The following is a 15585-nucleotide window of genomic DNA, read 5'->3' as shown; positions in this document are numbered from 1 at the left end:
AAGTTGTGATGTCGACCGCCGAAACCCCGCAGCTCCGCGCCCGCCGCGGCAGCGAGTTTTTCCTGATCCTGATGGCGCTGGCCATTGGGATGTTCGCGTATGCCAACATCGGGTTCGCACGCGAGGGGAAACTGCCTGAGCAGTTCTACCTGTATTCGGGTGCCATGGCAGGGATCGCGCTGGTACTGCACGTGGTTGTGCGCCGCGCCGCCAAGTTCGCCGACCCACTACTCATCCCGCTCGTGTTGGTGCTGAACTTCATCGGCCTTGCGATGATCTACCGCATTGACCTGAGTTCAGACACCTCCCTGGCAACGAGGCAGGTCATGTGGACTGGCGTTGGGGTCGCGTCTGCCTGCCTCTTCCTGATCCTCATGCGGGATCACCGTCTGCTGCGACGGTACTCATATGTCTCGATGGTCATTGGTCTGCTGCTTGCGGTATCACCACTGATCCCTGGCTTGGGATGGTCGATCTACGGAGCAAACATCTGGATCAGGATCGGACCGTTCTCGCTGCAGCCCGCTGAGCTCTCCAAGATCTTCCTGGCGATCTTCTTTGCCGCCTACCTGGTGGACAACCGCGACCGGCTCGCAATCGGTGGACCGCGATTCCTTGGACTACATCTGCCGCGCATGCGCGATTTCGGACCGATCATCCTGGTCTGGGTCGCCTCGCTCGGCATCCTCATCTTCCAGCGTGATCTGGGTACCTCGCTGCTGTTCTTCGGCCTGTTCGTGGCAATGCTCTATGTGGCAACGGAACGCACCAGTTGGATCATCATCGGTGGCCTGTTGTTTGGAGCAGGCGCATCCGTGGTGCTCGCAAACTTCTCCCACGTTCAGAACCGGTTCAATGGCTGGCTCAATGCGATGGACCCCGAGGTCTATAACGCGTGGGGTGGATCTGGTCAGTTGGTGCGCGGCCTGTTTGGCATGGCGAGTGGCGGCATCTTTGGAACTGGGTGGGGTCAAGGCTATCCGGCCACGACGACCTTCTCCTACTCGGACTTCATCATTCCGTCCCTCGGCGAGGAACTTGGGCTTGTCGGTCTGTTCGCGATCTTCGTGATCTACATGCTGATCATCCAGCGCGGCTTCCGTATTGCCCTGTCAACCCGGGATGGGTTCGGCAAATTGCTCGCGGGAGGACTCGCGTTCGTTGTGGCCTGGCAGTGCTTCGTGGTGATCGGCGGCGTCACCCGCCTGATCCCGCTGACGGGTCTGACCACTCCGTTCTTGGCCTACGGTGGCTCATCCCTACTGGCCAACTGGATCATCATCGCGATCTTGCTCCGTATCTCGGATAACGCCCGCCGTCCGGTCCCGCTTCCGCTACGCGGTCACTCCTCGGCGGAGGAACCCGAGCAACCGGCGATCGTTGAACCGGATACCTCCGACTCACCACTTGAGCGCCGGGTTCCCGGTGAGTCCGTACAGTATCTGGGCGAGGTTGGTGGCGTATCGACCCAGAACACCGGCGTATTCGTGCGCCGTAGCACCAAGTCGTACGCGAACAGCGACAGCTCCGCCGCTCCGTTTACGGGGTCCGATGCCCAGCACACCGAGGTACACCGCGTAGGTGGCCCCGCGACGCAGTCTGTTCCACCAATACCACCAGCGCCTCCCGCCCCGCCGGAGCCAACGTCTCCCGTTCCACCTGTACCGCAGCCCGAACACGACGAGAGGAGCGAGCAGTGAACAAGCCACTACGCCGCCTGTGGGTGATCTCGCTCGTCATGTTCGTCGGACTGTTCGGCTCGGTGACTTGGACGCAGTTCTTCAACGCTGCCGAGTTGAATGCGGACTCGCGCAATACGCGGAGCCTATACCGCGAATACGGTACAAACCGCGGCCCGATCGTGGTCGATGGCAAGGAGATCGTGGCATCCACGCCTGTCAACGATGCCTTTAAGTATCAACGCGAGTACCCGTACGGTGCACTGTACGCACCGGTCACCGGCTACTACTCGATCGTGTACAGCCCGACCGGTATTGAACGAGCCTCGAATGAGTACCTGAACGGGACCTCGGATTCGCTGTGGTTGAACCGCATCGAGCACTTGATCACGGGCGCGGACCCCCAAGGGTCTGCGGTGGAACTGACTATCGACGAGAAGGCTCAGCGGGCTGCATACGATGCGTTGGGAGATCAGCGCGGTGCGGCAGTCGCAATCGAGGTGAAGACTGGACGCATCCTGGCGCTTGTCTCGAAGCCGTCATTCGATCCGAGCGACCTTGCGGGACACTCCTCCAAGGAGGTTGTGGAAGCCTACGAGAAGCTACTGGCCGATCCAGGAAAACCGCTTGTGAACCGCGCACTCGCTGGCGACACCTATCCACCCGGTTCGGTATTCAAGCTCGTGACCACGGCAGCGGCACTCGAAAACGGCATGAGCGCCGAGACCGAGATCGATGCTCCGGACACCTACCGCCTACCAGGCACCACAACTGACCTGCGCAACTTCGGTGGTTCCCAGTGTGCCGCATCGGGCCACATGTCTTTGGCAAATGCTCTGCGGATCTCATGCAATACCGCATTCGCGGCTCTTGGCAACGAGCTTGGCGAGGAGGAACTGGCCAAGCAGGCCCAGGCCTTCGGATTCGAGCAGGAGATCCAGGTCCCGATGTCAGCGGCGATCAGCCGCTACCCCACCGGGCAGAATGACGCACAGGTCGCGATTTCGGCGATCGGCCAGCAGGATGTACGCGTGACCCCGTTGCAGGTTGCGATGATGAGTGCTGCCATCGCCAACGACGGCGTGCTCATGCAGCCTTACCTCGTGGACCGGGTTCGCACCGCTGACCTGTCAGTTGTTTCCGAGACCAAGCCTCAGGAACTGGGCCGTGCGGTGTCCTCCTCGACAGCACGCCAACTGACCGAGATGATGGTCGGGGTCGTTGAGAACGGTACGGGAACATCTGCGCAACTGTCTGGAATCCAGGTGGCAGGAAAGACGGGAACCGCGGAGACCGGAGGCGACGCCGCGCCACACGCCTGGTTCACAGCGTTTGCCCCAGCGGATGATCCTGAAATTGCTGTGGCGGTAGTCGTCGAGAACGGCGGTACCGCCGGAAGCGAGGCAACCGGTGGTCGCGTCGCGGCACCAATCGCCCGCGCCGTCATCAAGGCGGTGTTGGACCAGTGAAGCCCCAGGCAGGACTCGCCCTAGGAGGACGCTACCGGCTGATCCGCCAGATCGCAGTCGGGGGAATGGGCGAGGTGTGGGTTGCCAAGGATGAGTCTCTCGCCCGAGACATCGCAGTCAAGGTCCTCAAGGAAGAGTTTGTGGGCAATGCAGACTTCCTCAACCGATTCCGTGTCGAAGCCCGCAACGCGGCATCGCTGTCGCACGCCCACATCGCACAACTCTACGATTACGGTGAACAGGACGGTTCCGCCTACCTGGTGATGGAACTCGTGCACGGTGAGCCGATGTCAGACCTGCTCGAACGCGAACCGGTTCTGCCGCTGGGCAGACTGCTCACGATCCTCTCCCAAACCTCGCGTGCGCTTCATGCGGCTCACGTGGGGGGCGTGGTGCACCGCGACATCAAACCGGGCAACATCATCATCGAGCACTCAGGCGATGTGAAGATCACCGACTTCGGGGTCTCCCTGGCCGCCAACCAGGTGCCGATGACCGCCGCCGGAATGGTCATGGGCACGGCCCAGTATCTCTCCCCTGAACAGGCGATCGGACGTCCGGCAACGGGTGCCTCGGACATCTACGCCCTTGGAATCGTCGCCTATGAAGCGATCGCGGGCAACAGACCGTTCACAGGCAAGACTCCGGTGGACATTGCAGTGGCACATGTCAATGAACCAGTTCCGCCGCTCCCACGTACGACGCACGCAGAACTGGCGAACCTCGTCATGCGGATGCTCTCAAAGGACCCCCTGGAGCGTCCCCGCTCGGGTGCAGCACTCGCGCATACTTTCGAAGGCCTCGCCCAAGAGATCGCTGCCAACCCCTGGAAGAGCACCGCACGTACCTCTGCGGCCTCACCCGTGAGCCATGGCCTTGCGCCCTCCCGCGATAAGGCCGTCGAAGATCTTGGACCGCAGTTGCGTTCCGCGCAATCGGCGAGTTCGGCGGCTCCGCACACGACGTGGCAGCCATCGGGTGGTGCCGTTGGAAGCCGCGCAGCGGCAAGTAACCCACCCGCGACAGTCCGGCCCCGCTCATACCGTGCGGAGCAGGGACCGACAAACACCCCTTCCCCACGTCAAGAGTCACACGCGGCCGCAGTTCCAACCTATCGGGCAGACACGACTCGCCGTGCCACCGACAGCGGTGGCGGCAGCCGCCGCGCGACAACCCACACCGCGCCAGGTGGCGCTGGGGGTAGACCGGATCGTCGCCAGGAAGCACACAGAACCACCGCAGAACCACAGGGTTTTCTTGAGCGCGTCAAAGCGCTCGGAGTAGTCGGGATGACGATGTTAGGTGTGATCGCACTGATCATCCTCGCAACTGCCATCAAAGGAATGATCGGCGCAGTGGGGTCTCACACACCAAGTGGCACTGTTGCTGAAAACTTTTCATCAGTAGAATTCACTTCTGGTGCCCCAAACGGCATCGAAGTGCGAGAAAATCGCGGGAGCGATGCCTACCCGGCATCCCCCGCCCAAGCAATTAAGGACGCGTAGTGGTTAACCCCGTCCCCCGCACGCTAGCGGGTCGTTACGAGGTCGGTGAACTCATCGGCCGTGGAGGCATGGCCGAAGTACACATCGGTCACGACAATCGTCTCGGACGCACCGTCGCGATTAAGATCCTCCGCTCCGACTTGGCACGCGATCCCTCGTTCCAGGCGCGCTTCCGCCGTGAGGCTCAAGCCGCAGCCTCGCTAAACCACCCGGCCATCGTTGCCGTGTACGACACCGGCGAGGACACATTCACTGACCCGGCAACGGGCGCAGTCTCGCACGTACCGTTCATCGTCATGGAGTACGTTGAGGGTCATACCGTGCGTGACATTCTCCGCGACGGCAATGCCGTGCCGATCGAGGAGGCCATCGAGATTACCGCTGGTGTCCTCTCAGCACTCGAATACTCGCACCACGCAGGCATCGTGCACCGCGATATCAAGCCAGCCAACGTGATGCTCACCCCAACGGGTGCGGTCAAGGTCATGGACTTCGGTATCGCCCGCGCAGTTGCCGACTCTGCTGCCACCATGACCCAGACGCACTCGGTCATCGGAACCGCGCAGTATCTCTCCCCCGAGCAGGCCCGCGGTGAATCCGTGGACACGCGCTCAGACCTGTACTCAACCGGCTGCCTCCTCTACGAGCTGTTGACCGGACGTCCGCCCTTCACCGGTGACTCCCCGGTCGCGGTTGCCTACCAGCACGTCCGCGAACTCGCTGCGCCACCAAGCACCATCGCGCCCGACGTGCCGCCGGTACTCAACCAGATCGCGCTCAAGGCACTCGCCAAGGACCGTAACGACCGCTATTCGAGCGCGTCTGAGTTCCGTGCCGCCCTCGAGGCAGCAGCCCGTGGCGAGTCCATCGAGGCAACCTCGGTGTACCCCGCAGCGGCTGCGGTCGACCCGTTTGCCACCCAGGTCATCACCCCTGTCGCGGCGAGCCCTGCGCACAGCCCCGCAACCCAGGCTTTCTCTGCTCCCGCCGAAGCCGGACTGCCGTGGCAACAGCCAGCAGAGGAACCCGGCCTCTTCGAGGAAGACGACGAGGAAGAGGTCAGCAGCAAGAAGCGACTCATCTGGACCCTCGTGGCCGTCGGTGTTGCCGCCATCCTCGCGATCATCGCAATCTGGATGTTGGGCGGTGACGATGACACCCCGGAGACCATCACGGTTCCGTCCTTTGCCGGAATGACCGAGGAAGAGGCGCGTGACGAGCTCGAAACTGCAGGCTTCGAAGGGAAGATCAACATCCTCAACGTTCTCGACGACAACGTCGAGGAAGGAAAGTTCGTTTCGTCTGATCCGGCAGAGGGCGCAGACCTTGAAATCACGGGCGAAATTGATCTGACCTTCTCCACCGGACCGAACGCGACACAGGTTCCAGACGTCAAGGGTTTGCCACAGGACGAGGCGCAGCGCATCATTGAAGCCGCCAACCTCAAGGTCCAGTTCGGTGACCAGGAGCACTCTGCGGACGTAGCGCGCAACCACGTCATCCGTACCGAGCCAAGTGCCCGCGAACCAATTGCCGTCGGCGGCACGGTCGTGATCTTCGTATCCGATGGATTCGTGGAAATCGAAGACTACACCGACAAGCCCCGTAGCGAAGCCGAAGCGGCACTGCGAGCACTCGGACTCTCAGTGAAGATCGATCCGCGAGAAGACGATCGAGTCAACGACGGCGATCTTGACGCCGACACGGTCCTCGCACAGCTTCCGGGAGCCGGTGCCGTCGAGCAGGGTTCAGAGGTGACGCTAACGGTCGCGGTCGAGGTCGAGATCGAGTACGTTGTCGTTCCCGATGTCGTTGGAAGATCCCAAGCCGATGCCGAGAGCCTGATCGTCGCCGAGGGATTGGTTCCGATCTTCGCGGACCCCGTGTACTCCAACGAACCTCCGGGTACCGTCATCTCGACCAACCCACGCGCAGGTGCACGCCTGAACCTGGGTGAGCGCGTCGACATCCAGATCTCCGCTGGCCCAGAGCCAAGCCCGGATCCCACGCAACCCGATCCAGGTAACGGCGATAACGGTGACGACGGTGGCGAAGACCAAGAAGAAGGTTAAGGCCAGCTTTCACGTCGCCTAGGTTAGGACTTCGAGGCGTTGTACACCTCATGACGAGACGTTCAACGCCTTACCTCCACGCGGCAACGTGAACGCCGCTGAGGAACCTCTCAAGCGCCAAACGCCTGTGGGGTGCCAGACATAAGATCTGGCGCCCCACAGGCGTTTCTAGGCGGCATAGAGGCCCCCTCTACGGATTCGCGGTTGTCCCGGCCCCGTAGGTGCGGGTGTTAAGCGCGGATCAGTGGCGCAAGACCCACGGACTTTGCTACTGCGTCATGAGCGCCACATTCCTCAAGCCAGTTGGCGAACAGGCGGTGTCCACCCTCGGTGAGTACGGATTCCGGATGGAATTGCACGCCGAACAACGGGAGATCCTTGTGGCGCAGACCCATGATGATCTCGCCGACGCTCGCATCGACCTTCGCGGTCACCACGAGGTCGTCGGTGACGGTGTCGTTGACAACGGCGAGCGAGTGGTAGCGGGTCGCAGTGAACGGTGAAGGTAGTCCCGCGAATACATCAGTCTCACCGTGCACAACGGATGAGGTCTTGCCGTGCATCAGTTCCGGAGCATGCGTCACGGTTGCGCCGTACACCTCCGCGAGCGCCTGGTGTCCGAGGCACACGCCGAGCATTGGCTTGCCGATCTCTGCGCAGTCGCGGATCACCTGCATGGATTCCCCCGCTTCTGCCGGGGTTCCGGGCCCTGGGGAAACAAGGACACCGCCGTACTCGGACCACTCGCTGACCGGCGGGACATTGTCGTTTCGGACCACAACGGTCTCGGCGCCCAACTGGTTGAGGTAGCCGACGATTGTGTAGACGAATGAGTCGTAGTTGTCGATGACGAGGATCTTGGTCATTGTTCCTGCCAGTGCGGTCTCGCATGAGGGTGTCGTCATGCTGCGGGTGGGCGGACGCCGCCTGTGGGACGGAGCGTCCGGTGGTTCTTGAGTGGCTCCACGATACCGCTTTTGCCCGCTCTGCGTCAGTGGGGTCCCGTTTCGTGAACGTGTGCGGTGGGCTGGGCATCGTGTGCCCGCATACCGTGGCATCGCAGGTCCGGTATCGCAGGTCCGTTCGGTTGTGCATTGCACTGGCGTGCATCGCTCCCCGGCCACGCCGTGGGCCTGACGCGCCAGCCGCCCATCATCCTCGACGGGACCGTCCTCTACTGCCAGATGTCAGTTCCCTCGGGCACGCCGGCGTAGTGAAGCGAGCTGATGTTCGATGCGGCTGGGAGGGAGATTTCGTTGACCTTCTCCGCCTGCCAGCCCAGCCCAACCGCGGCGACGTACTGCTTGTAGATCGCGATGGACTCCGATTCATCGAGTGCCGCGTTCAGGGTTTCGGGGTCGCCGATCACTTCAACGACATAGGGCGGCGAGAACACCCGACCGTGCAGCAGGAGCACGTTGCCCACGCACTTGAATGCGGTAAGGGGTGTCACGCGTTGGCCTTGCAGCGTCATTGCTTCGGCGCCACCGGCCCATAGCGCACTGATGACCGCCTGCAGGTCTTGCTGGTGGACTACCAGGTCGTCGACGGTGATGGGTGGCTCGATGATCTGTCCTGGAGGGGCATCGGACAGGGTAACGCGCATGCCGGGCCCGGATACGGCGAGCGCCCCGGAACCTATTTGGGATGACAGTGACACCTGGGGTGCCGAGGTTGGCCTGCTGGTGCCTTCCTCCTCGGTGAGTCTGTCGGCCTGTTCTTGGAGTTCAAGCGTGCGTTCTTCGAGTGCCTGGTTGCGTTCGGTTTCGACCCGCAGCAGGCTGACGAGGTCTTCGGGGTGGCGGTGTTGGTTGCCGGAGTTGAGTTTCGCGGAGATGGAGAACATGGCGGCCGCGAGCATGAGGACGATCGCAACTGAAACGTTGCTTTTGAGGCGTGATCGCCTGTGCACAGCTTTTTCTGCCATAATCCAGTCCACAGTATTTCTTGTCTGTTCAGTCTGCCACTAGGCTAGTGCACAAACCTTTGTTTTTACATTGACAGGAGTAAACAAGTGCCAGAGTCACGGTCCCGTAAGAAGAAGGCCAAAGCTACCGAGGTTGAGGAGAACTCCACTCCGACCCCTGTGCGCGTTGGTAACCCCGCGTGGCTCGTTCCCACCATGTTGACCCTTTTTGTTGTGGGCGCATTGTGGGTTGTCGTGTACTACCTGACGTCATCGCGTTGGGGTTTGCCGATCCCTCCGCTGCGTGACTGGAACCTGGCTATCGGCTTCGGCATGATCTTGGCTGGCTTGGGTCTGGCTACCCGCTGGCAGTAGGCCGTGCAGCGGCATGTTCTAGAGCAACTTAGCGCCGCATATTGCCGACGAGCCGGCTTGTTCCAGCATTGGCACACCCTTGGGGTGTCTTGTTTTTGGGGTTGGGTCCCACCACTTGTGGTGGGACCCAACCCTTTTTGCGTTTGCTGTACTTCTCAGTGGTTTCTCCTCAACGCTGCCCAACGCTCCGGTGTTTCGGTTCTGTCGGCGGTGCAACCAAATGGTTTAGTTGCACCGCCGACAGAACCGAAACATTGATGTAAGGCATTCCGGCTCAGACTTATCCACCAAGCCCTTGTGGATAAGTCTGAGTTATCCACCGCCCATTGGGGATAACTAGTCCTGCCGTCTACAAGTGCTGGAATATCGACAGTCTGTGCACAACTTGGTCGATCTTTTCAACACTGTGCACCCTGTTTTCCACATAGAAATCCACAGTTATGCACAGCGGTTTCCACAGGTGTGCATAACTACAGACGTGTAATTCCATCCGGAAACCTCACCTCACGCACCCATCAGATCGCCGCCTGGGTTCCCACTCTTGCTCTACCTTTCCACTCTCGCCTCTGGGCCAGTCTCTTCTGCCGCACCCGTCTCTCAGCCGATGGGGCGTTTTTGATCCAACCACCCATACAAACGGCGGGCACCCGGACGAATTTGGCCCCATCAAGTAACCAACGCGTTCCAGGGAGCCACACCCAGCCACAGACTAGAGGGACTCGCCCTGCTGGGCGAGTCCCTCGTCGTCAATCACGATACGCAGTCAAGCACAAGGTAGGCGCGACGGCCTACCGCCCCAACGCCGCTAGAACAGGTACAAAGCTGCATCTACCTGCGAGTACTTGAGCGCGATCAAACCAACCAGGCCTAGTGCGACAACCACGCTGCCGCCGATCGAGACCATCAAACGCCTGTCGCGTGGAGCCCACATGAACAGGTAGCCGACCAGCACACCGACGACAAGTCCACCCAGGTGACCCTGCCACGACACCTGCGGCACGAAGAATGGGATGGCGAGGTTGATCGCAAACAAGCCAGCCAGACCACGCAGGTCGCTACCTATGCTGCGGTAGTACGGGATGAGCGCACCGAACAGGCCGAAGATCGCGCCGGATGCACCCAACACCGGGGTAACCCAACTGTCGCCACCGGGCTGCGCAAGCAGCAGCACCGCAACCGAACCACCAAACGCCGACAACAGGTAGAGCGTCAGGTAGTGCCAGCGACCAAGGATGTACTCGAACTGCGTGCCCACCGAATACAGCGCAAACATGTTGAACAGGATGTGATAGAGCGCGGTCTGGGAGTGCAGGAAGGAAGAGGTCAGGAACCGCCACGGCTCCTCGACCCCGAGGAACGGAGCAAACACGAACCATGAGGAGAACGCTTGCCAGCCGATGGTCAGTTGGAGCAACCACACCACCGCGTTCACCCCAATCAGGGTGTACGTGACATATGGCCGACCCTGCACCTGCTTCGCACCGGTGATGGTCTTGGGTGCGCGCACCGCCTTCGCGCCTGCCTTCACGCACTGCGGGCATTGCACGCCCACAACGGCCTCGTTCATGCAGCGCGCGCAGATCGGTTCACCGCAGCGCTGGCATCGCACGTACGCGGTGGTCTCGGGGTGGTTCTTGCACACCGATGGTTGTGGCGGTTGATTCGCGCTACCGAACTGCGGTTCGCTCACGGTATCTCCTGGGATTATTGGTTTTTCGCTTTACGACGATACGTCACCCCACGTCACCGCGTCACGTATGGCTGTGTCGGGGAGGGCCACGACCCTGGTTGCGTTGACGGAGGCAGGCACGTTTGGGTAAACGAATGGCCGGGCACCAAGGTGCCCGGCCACAGGGAAATTCTCAGTCCTCGATGGTGACGGAGTTGATGACAATGTCTTCCAGCGGGCGGTCGCCTGGGCGAGTCTGCGTGGTTGAGATCGCGTCAACGATAGCCTTCGACGCCTCGTCAGCCACCTCGCCGAAGATGGTGTGCTTGCCGTTGAGCCAGGTGGTCGCATCGACGGTCACGAAGAACTGCGAGCCGTTGGTGCCAGCAGGCTGACCGGTGATCGGGCTGATGCGCTTGCCTGCGTTCGCCATTGCGAGCAGGTAGGGCTTGTTGAAGGTGAGTTCTGGGTGGATCTCGTCGTCGAAGGTGTAGCCTGGGCCGCCGGTTCCGGTTCCGAGTGGGCAACCACCCTGGACCATGAAGTTCGGGATCACGCGGTGGAAGATCAGGCCGTCGTAGAAGGGTGCGTTGCTTTCCTCACCAGTCTTTGGGTCGGTCCAGGTCTTGGTTCCCTGTGCAAGGCCCACGAAGTTGTCGACCGTCTTGGGTGCGTGGTTGGGGAACAGTTCGATTCGAATGTCACCGGCTGTGGTGTGCAGAGTTGCAAACATGTCCTCTATTCTCCCACGAGTTGCGGCGACAAGCATATGCCCGGGTCACGCCCCTGCCAGGGCCAACCACTGCGGAACGAAGACTTGGCGAACTGGTCAACTACGGAGTCGTGACGATGTCATCAGCGTTTACGGCAATCCATTCGATGAGCGGCAGCATCCTGGCCATGAGGTCTTCCCCTCGTTCGGTGAGTTGGTACTCCACATGGGGCGGGACAGTGGGGTACGACTCGCGACGCACGAGACCGTCTGCAACGAGCTGCCTCAGCGTTGAACCGAGCATCTTCTCGCTGATGCCGTCTACGTCTCGGCGCAACTCACCCCACCGACGTGTCCCGTCGGTGAGTGCCCACAGGACGAGCACACCCCAACGGCTCATGACGTGGTCGAGGACAACACGTGTGGAACAGCCCGGTGAGAAGGCACCGGTTCCCTTCAATTCCGCAAAACTAACCATAATGACAGTACCCTACCGCAAAGTGGGTACCCGGTTTTTGGAATGTCGTTGTTCGCTTCTTCGTTCCTCTAGTTGCACAGACCACCCACGAAAGGACCATCATGACCATTCTTGTGACTGCGGCCAACGGAGAACTCGGCAAACTCGTCATTGACAGTTTGCTGGCTCGCGGCGCACACCCCAGTGACATCGTCGCCGGGGCACGCACACCCGCCAAGGCCACCTCGATCTCTGAAAAGGGCATCAGGGTCGTCCCACTGGACTACGACGATCCCGCGACGATCACCGCGGCGCTGGAGGGAATCGACCGGGTACTGCTCATCTCTGGTTCAGAGGTTGGCAAGCGGACCGCACAGCATCAAGCCGTCATTGCCGCCGCGACAACCGCAGGGGTGTCCCTGCTCGTGTACACCAGCGTTGCCAAGGCAGATCTCAGTTCACTACCTCTGGCTCCTGAGCATCTGGCAACTGAGCAGGCAATCGCAGCCTCAGGCCTTCCCGCGGTGATCCTGCGCAACAACTGGTATGCGGAAAACTATCTCGCCGAGTTGCAGCAGGTGTCCGAGACGGGAGTCCTGCTCTCAGCCACTGACAACGCACGGGTATCGCTCGCGAGCCGGGTTGACTTCGCTGAGGCTGCGGCCGCCGTCCTGATCGGCGACGAACACAGTGGTCAGGTGTACGAGTTGGCGGGTGAACCGCACAGCTACGACGAAATCGCTGACGCCTTCAGTGCAGTTCTGGGCAAGGAGGTCACTCACCGCGCCCTTCCTGCCGACGAGTTCACGGCGGTGCTGCAGAGTGCCGGTCTCGATGAGGGAACGGCTGGGTTTGTCACAGCCCTGAACACCGGAATCGCCGCTGGCGATCTCGATGTCACCGATTCAACGTTGGTCAGGCTGATCGGTCGTCCGGTCACGCCGCTGGTTGATGTGATTAGCCGCGCGGTATCTGCATAGCGAGACGCCACGACGAGAGCCCGAGAGCCATGGCCCGGGTTGCTTTCCTCGGGCTCTCGGTCACGGTTCCTCCCTGCATCGATGGCTGGGGTCTTCTCCGCGAGGCCGACGTTCTGAGCCTCCGTCTCGCAGGGAAGAGCGTGGGTTGCGTTCGCACCCGACCGCGACGAACCCTGATATCTCGGGTGGGTCGGGTATATTCCACCGCATTGTTGAAATATTCGTGAAGGTGCGGGTGATTGCTAATGCAATCTCGCATGTGAAGTGGCAGAGTAGGGAGGAGGAATCAAAAACCGCTTAGGAGACCGCAATGTCTGACCGTAAGTTTGCGAAGGCCGCAGAGAAGATCGACACCGACAAGATCAAGGACCAGGCGTCCGAGGTGGCGGCGGTTCTTTCCGAGGGAGCCTCCATCGCAACGGATTACACCAAGGAGTTTGCCGCAAAAGCGCGCGAGGCTGCGTTGCAGGCAAAGGACTGGGGCACCCCAAAGGTCGAGGCTTTCGTCGAGTGGGCTTCCCCACGCATCGAGCAGGCATGGAACGAGACCGTCAAGGCAACAGCACCTCGCGTGGAAAAGGCCGCGGAGAAGGTGACTCCCGCAATTGATACGGCTCATGACAAACTCGTAGACGAGCTTCTGCCAAAACTCGTTGCCACGTTCAACGAAGCGGCGGAGAAGGCAAGTCAGGCCGCATCCGATGTCGCTGGAAAGGTTAGCGACGCAGCCGAAAACGTAAGCGTTCCCGCGGCCATTTCTGGTGCCGCGGCTACTGCAACCGCTGCGACGGCGGCAGCGGTTGGCACTGCTAAGAAGCAGTCGAAGCGCGCCACGAAGAAGGCAGCGAAGCAGGCCGACAAGTTGGCGAAGTCCATCGAGAAGGCATCCAAGAAAGCCCCGATTAAGTTATCCGACGCAGCCAAGGCCGCAGAGAAGTCCTCAAAGCGCTCCAGCAAGGGGTGGTGGCTTGTCGGTGGCGCTGTCGCAGCGGGTGGCGCTTACGTTCTATGGCGTCGTTCGCAGCCAACCACCGACCCGTGGGCTGAGCCGTGGGAGCAGGAAGACCAGTCGCTGCGTTTCTCCGATGTGGTCAGCGACGCCAAGGTAGCCCTCGGCGATGCCGCTGAATCCCTTGGCGAAGCAGCGGGCACGACCGTGGTCAAGGGCCGTGAACTCAGTGAGAAGCTTGCCGATGCGGCCAAGGACGCAACCGAGGACATCAAAGAGGGTACCGAGGACCTCAAGGAAAAGGCTGAGGAACTCAAGGAGAAGGCCTCCGAGAAGATCGAGGAGGCAAAGGAGAGCGCCAAGAAGGCAACATCTCGCGCTCGTACCACCACCAAGAGGACTGCCGCCAAGGCAACTGACGCAGTTGCCGACGCCGTAGAAGACGCGGCAGATGCCGTTGAGGACGCAACGGACAAGGACTCCTGAGGCCTTTCCCCGAACGAGACTGTGGCCGGAGGATCATTGATCCTCCGGCCACAGTCATGTGGTTCTGTGATGTGCAGCAGGCTCCCCTTGCCTTTAGGACGCGTGAAGTCCGCTTACAGCGCATAGGTGAACGCTCACATGTTTTGTCTTACGCGGCAAGCCAGAGGTTGTTCGAGCCCTGAGCGGCAAGCTGCCATTCTTCGGGACGCCCACCGAGGACCGCACAGTTGCCAACCCAGTAGGTCACGTCCGGTGACCAACCGGCCATGAGCGTGGAGCCACCGGAAATCGGTATCCGCTTCGTTGCACCCTCAAGGTAGGCGGCAGTGGTCAGGTGTACCGCCTCATAATCCTTGGCGATCAGACCCCAGTGCGGGATGTACCATTCATCAACCGAACCGGTCACGCGATACCAGTCATGGAAGCGCGATCGCGTCATACGCATCGGATACTTTTCCACGAGGCGTGCGTAGTCGTGGGCACTCGTAATCTCAAGGACTCGGCAGGGGCCAATCAAAGAGATCGGATAGGACACCGCGTACTGCGGCGTCTGTGTGTCTTCCTGAGCCCACAATGCAACCGGTCCCAACCCGTCAAGAACTCGGGTTGTGGCCGGAACCGAGTAGTGTGCGGGGGTTGACCACCACATGCCGGTGTAGTTGGCGGCGGGATCTGGGATATAGGTTTGGGCGGCGGTCTCATCGGCGATGGCCTGGCTGTACCACTGCCGCACCCCAGCGCCCGCCTGCCACGCCTCCTGGTACTCGATTGACGGCGAATTGGCGGGTTGGACCCGCTGCTGACCGGGAGCCATAGCGTCAACCCACCAGTCAGGGCAGTACGGCGAGACCGCGACCGCGAGCGGGCGGAGCGCGGAAGCGACTTGGGGTTGTGCCAGGAGTTTGTCTTCGGCGTCAGGTGCCTGCCAGTACATTGCGCGATCAACACTCTCGCGCAGCGCAAGCAGGAGTTCCAACTGCGTGGTTGGTTCCTTCTCAAGCAGAGCAGTGGATCGAGCGAATTCGACGACGACTCGGGCTCTGCCCGTGGAGTCGAGTGGCTCGATCAGATTTGAGAACATCAGCTCTTCGAGTTTTGGATTGCGCGCGCACGCAATTTCCAAGAGCAGGCGTCGGCCTCTGGGGCCTGCCATTAGTTGATTGGGATAGACCCCACTCATGGTCTGCCTTCCTCGAACAATCGATCCCTAAGGCGCTTAACTTCCCTTGGCTTGTAGACCGTTCCAGTGGCGGGGGTGGGTCGTTGTTTCAAGCAGCGGCAAGTTTTTGCTCCATGTATACAGCCGCCACATTAGTACTTTTCATG

Annotated in this window: 14 protein-coding genes; 7 read left to right on the top strand and 7 right to left on the bottom strand. The window is 60.9% G+C overall.

Annotated features, from left to right (window positions below):
- The first annotated feature begins 8 nt into the window (after positions 1-8).
- Genes ACFSYH_RS09440 through pknB form a run of 4 tightly spaced genes read left to right on the top strand, consistent with a single transcriptional unit; the run spans position 9 to position 6725 of the window.
- Positions 9-1700 carry an FtsW/RodA/SpoVE family cell cycle protein gene (locus ACFSYH_RS09440; RefSeq protein WP_377466676.1) on the top strand — a complete coding sequence of 564 codons (1692 nt, stop codon included), beginning with the start codon at positions 9-11 and terminating at the stop codon, positions 1698-1700.
- Entirely contained in the window at positions 1697-3148 is a 1452-nt protein-coding gene (locus ACFSYH_RS09435; RefSeq protein ID WP_377466674.1) for a peptidoglycan D,D-transpeptidase FtsI family protein, read from the top strand. The genes ACFSYH_RS09440 and ACFSYH_RS09435 overlap by 4 nt, the downstream gene beginning before the upstream one ends.
- Entirely contained in the window at positions 3145-4653 is a 1509-nt protein-coding gene (locus ACFSYH_RS09430; RefSeq protein WP_377466673.1) for a serine/threonine-protein kinase, read from the top strand. Before ACFSYH_RS09435 ends, ACFSYH_RS09430 begins: the two co-directional genes overlap by 4 nt.
- On the top strand, positions 4653-6725 hold the full coding sequence (gene pknB / locus ACFSYH_RS09425; protein WP_377466671.1) for a Stk1 family PASTA domain-containing Ser/Thr kinase: 2073 nt from the start codon (positions 4653-4655) through the stop codon (positions 6723-6725). The genes ACFSYH_RS09430 and pknB overlap by 1 nt, the downstream gene beginning before the upstream one ends.
- Before the next feature lie 230 nt (positions 6726-6955).
- Here pknB and ACFSYH_RS09420 read toward each other — a convergent pair whose 3' ends face one another.
- Both ACFSYH_RS09420 and ACFSYH_RS09415 read right to left on the bottom strand, forming a co-directional pair.
- The gene (locus ACFSYH_RS09420) at positions 6956-7591 is read right to left on the bottom strand and encodes an anthranilate synthase component II (RefSeq protein WP_377466670.1); all 636 of its coding nucleotides are present in this window, start codon (positions 7589-7591) and stop codon (positions 6956-6958) included.
- Between the two features lie 308 nt (positions 7592-7899).
- Entirely contained in the window at positions 7900-8652 is a 753-nt protein-coding gene (locus ACFSYH_RS09415) for a DUF881 domain-containing protein (protein ID WP_377466669.1), read from the bottom strand.
- A gap of 87 nt (positions 8653-8739) precedes the next feature.
- On the opposite strand from ACFSYH_RS09415, the gene ACFSYH_RS09410 reads away from it, so the two are divergent.
- Entirely contained in the window at positions 8740-9006 is a 267-nt protein-coding gene (locus ACFSYH_RS09410; protein ID WP_377466668.1) for a cell division protein CrgA, read from the top strand.
- A gap of 805 nt (positions 9007-9811) precedes the next feature.
- Here ACFSYH_RS09410 and ACFSYH_RS09405 read toward each other — a convergent pair.
- The 4 genes from ACFSYH_RS09405 to ACFSYH_RS09390 all read right to left on the bottom strand — a co-directional run bounded on the left by ACFSYH_RS09405 (position 9812) and on the right by ACFSYH_RS09390 (position 11865).
- Positions 9812-10696 (bottom strand): rhomboid family intramembrane serine protease, encoded by an 885-nt coding sequence (locus tag ACFSYH_RS09405; protein ID WP_377466667.1) that lies wholly within the window; start codon positions 10694-10696, stop codon positions 9812-9814.
- A 30-nt stretch (positions 10697-10726) separates the two neighbouring features.
- Positions 10727-10858, bottom strand: coding sequence for a hypothetical protein (locus tag ACFSYH_RS09400; protein ID WP_377466666.1), 132 nt, complete (start codon positions 10856-10858; stop codon positions 10727-10729).
- A 10-nt stretch (positions 10859-10868) separates the two neighbouring features.
- Entirely contained in the window at positions 10869-11408 is a 540-nt protein-coding gene (locus ACFSYH_RS09395) for a peptidylprolyl isomerase (protein ID WP_377466664.1), read from the bottom strand.
- Positions 11409-11508: 100 nt separating this feature from the next.
- The gene (locus ACFSYH_RS09390; RefSeq protein ID WP_377466663.1) at positions 11509-11865 is read right to left on the bottom strand and encodes a winged helix-turn-helix transcriptional regulator; all 357 of its coding nucleotides are present in this window, start codon (positions 11863-11865) and stop codon (positions 11509-11511) included.
- A gap of 101 nt (positions 11866-11966) precedes the next feature.
- Between ACFSYH_RS09390 and ACFSYH_RS09385 the strand changes: the two genes are divergently transcribed.
- Positions 11967-12824, top strand: a complete 858-nt coding sequence (locus tag ACFSYH_RS09385) for an SDR family oxidoreductase (protein ID WP_377466661.1) — start codon at positions 11967-11969, stop codon at positions 12822-12824.
- Between the two features lie 310 nt (positions 12825-13134).
- Positions 13135-14259 (top strand): hypothetical protein, encoded by a 1125-nt coding sequence (locus ACFSYH_RS09380; protein WP_377466660.1) that lies wholly within the window; start codon positions 13135-13137, stop codon positions 14257-14259.
- Between the two features lie 148 nt (positions 14260-14407).
- Here the strand turns inward: ACFSYH_RS09380 and ACFSYH_RS09375 are convergent, their stop codons facing one another.
- Positions 14408-15412, bottom strand: a complete 1005-nt coding sequence (locus tag ACFSYH_RS09375; protein ID WP_377466659.1) for a hypothetical protein — start codon at positions 15410-15412, stop codon at positions 14408-14410.
- Between the last annotated feature and the right edge of the window lie 173 nt (positions 15413-15585).

The sequence above is a fragment of the Populibacterium corticicola genome (genome assembly GCF_042683685.1).
In the GTDB taxonomy this organism is placed as follows: domain Bacteria; phylum Actinomycetota; class Actinomycetes; order Actinomycetales; family Cellulomonadaceae; genus Timonella; species Timonella corticicola.
This window is presented reverse-complemented; position numbering and strand designations above follow the sequence as displayed.

Coding starts and splice junctions, on each gene's coding strand:
- ACFSYH_RS09385 (WP_377466661.1), top strand. CDS start 11,967: ATGACCATTCTTGTGACTGCGGCCAACGGAGAACTCGGCAAACTCGTC.
- ACFSYH_RS09375 (WP_377466659.1), bottom strand. CDS start 15,412: ATGGCAGGCCCCAGAGGCCGACGCCTGCTCTTGGAAATTGCGTGCGCG.
- ACFSYH_RS09395 (WP_377466664.1), bottom strand. CDS start 11,408: ATGTTTGCAACTCTGCACACCACAGCCGGTGACATTCGAATCGAACTG.
- ACFSYH_RS09440 (WP_377466676.1), top strand. CDS start 9: ATGTCGACCGCCGAAACCCCGCAGCTCCGCGCCCGCCGCGGCAGCGAG.
- ACFSYH_RS09420 (WP_377466670.1), bottom strand. CDS start 7,591: ATGACCAAGATCCTCGTCATCGACAACTACGACTCATTCGTCTACACA.
- ACFSYH_RS09380 (WP_377466660.1), top strand. CDS start 13,135: ATGTCTGACCGTAAGTTTGCGAAGGCCGCAGAGAAGATCGACACCGAC.
- ACFSYH_RS09390 (WP_377466663.1), bottom strand. CDS start 11,865: ATGGTTAGTTTTGCGGAATTGAAGGGAACCGGTGCCTTCTCACCGGGC.
- ACFSYH_RS09415 (WP_377466669.1), bottom strand. CDS start 8,652: ATGGCAGAAAAAGCTGTGCACAGGCGATCACGCCTCAAAAGCAACGTT.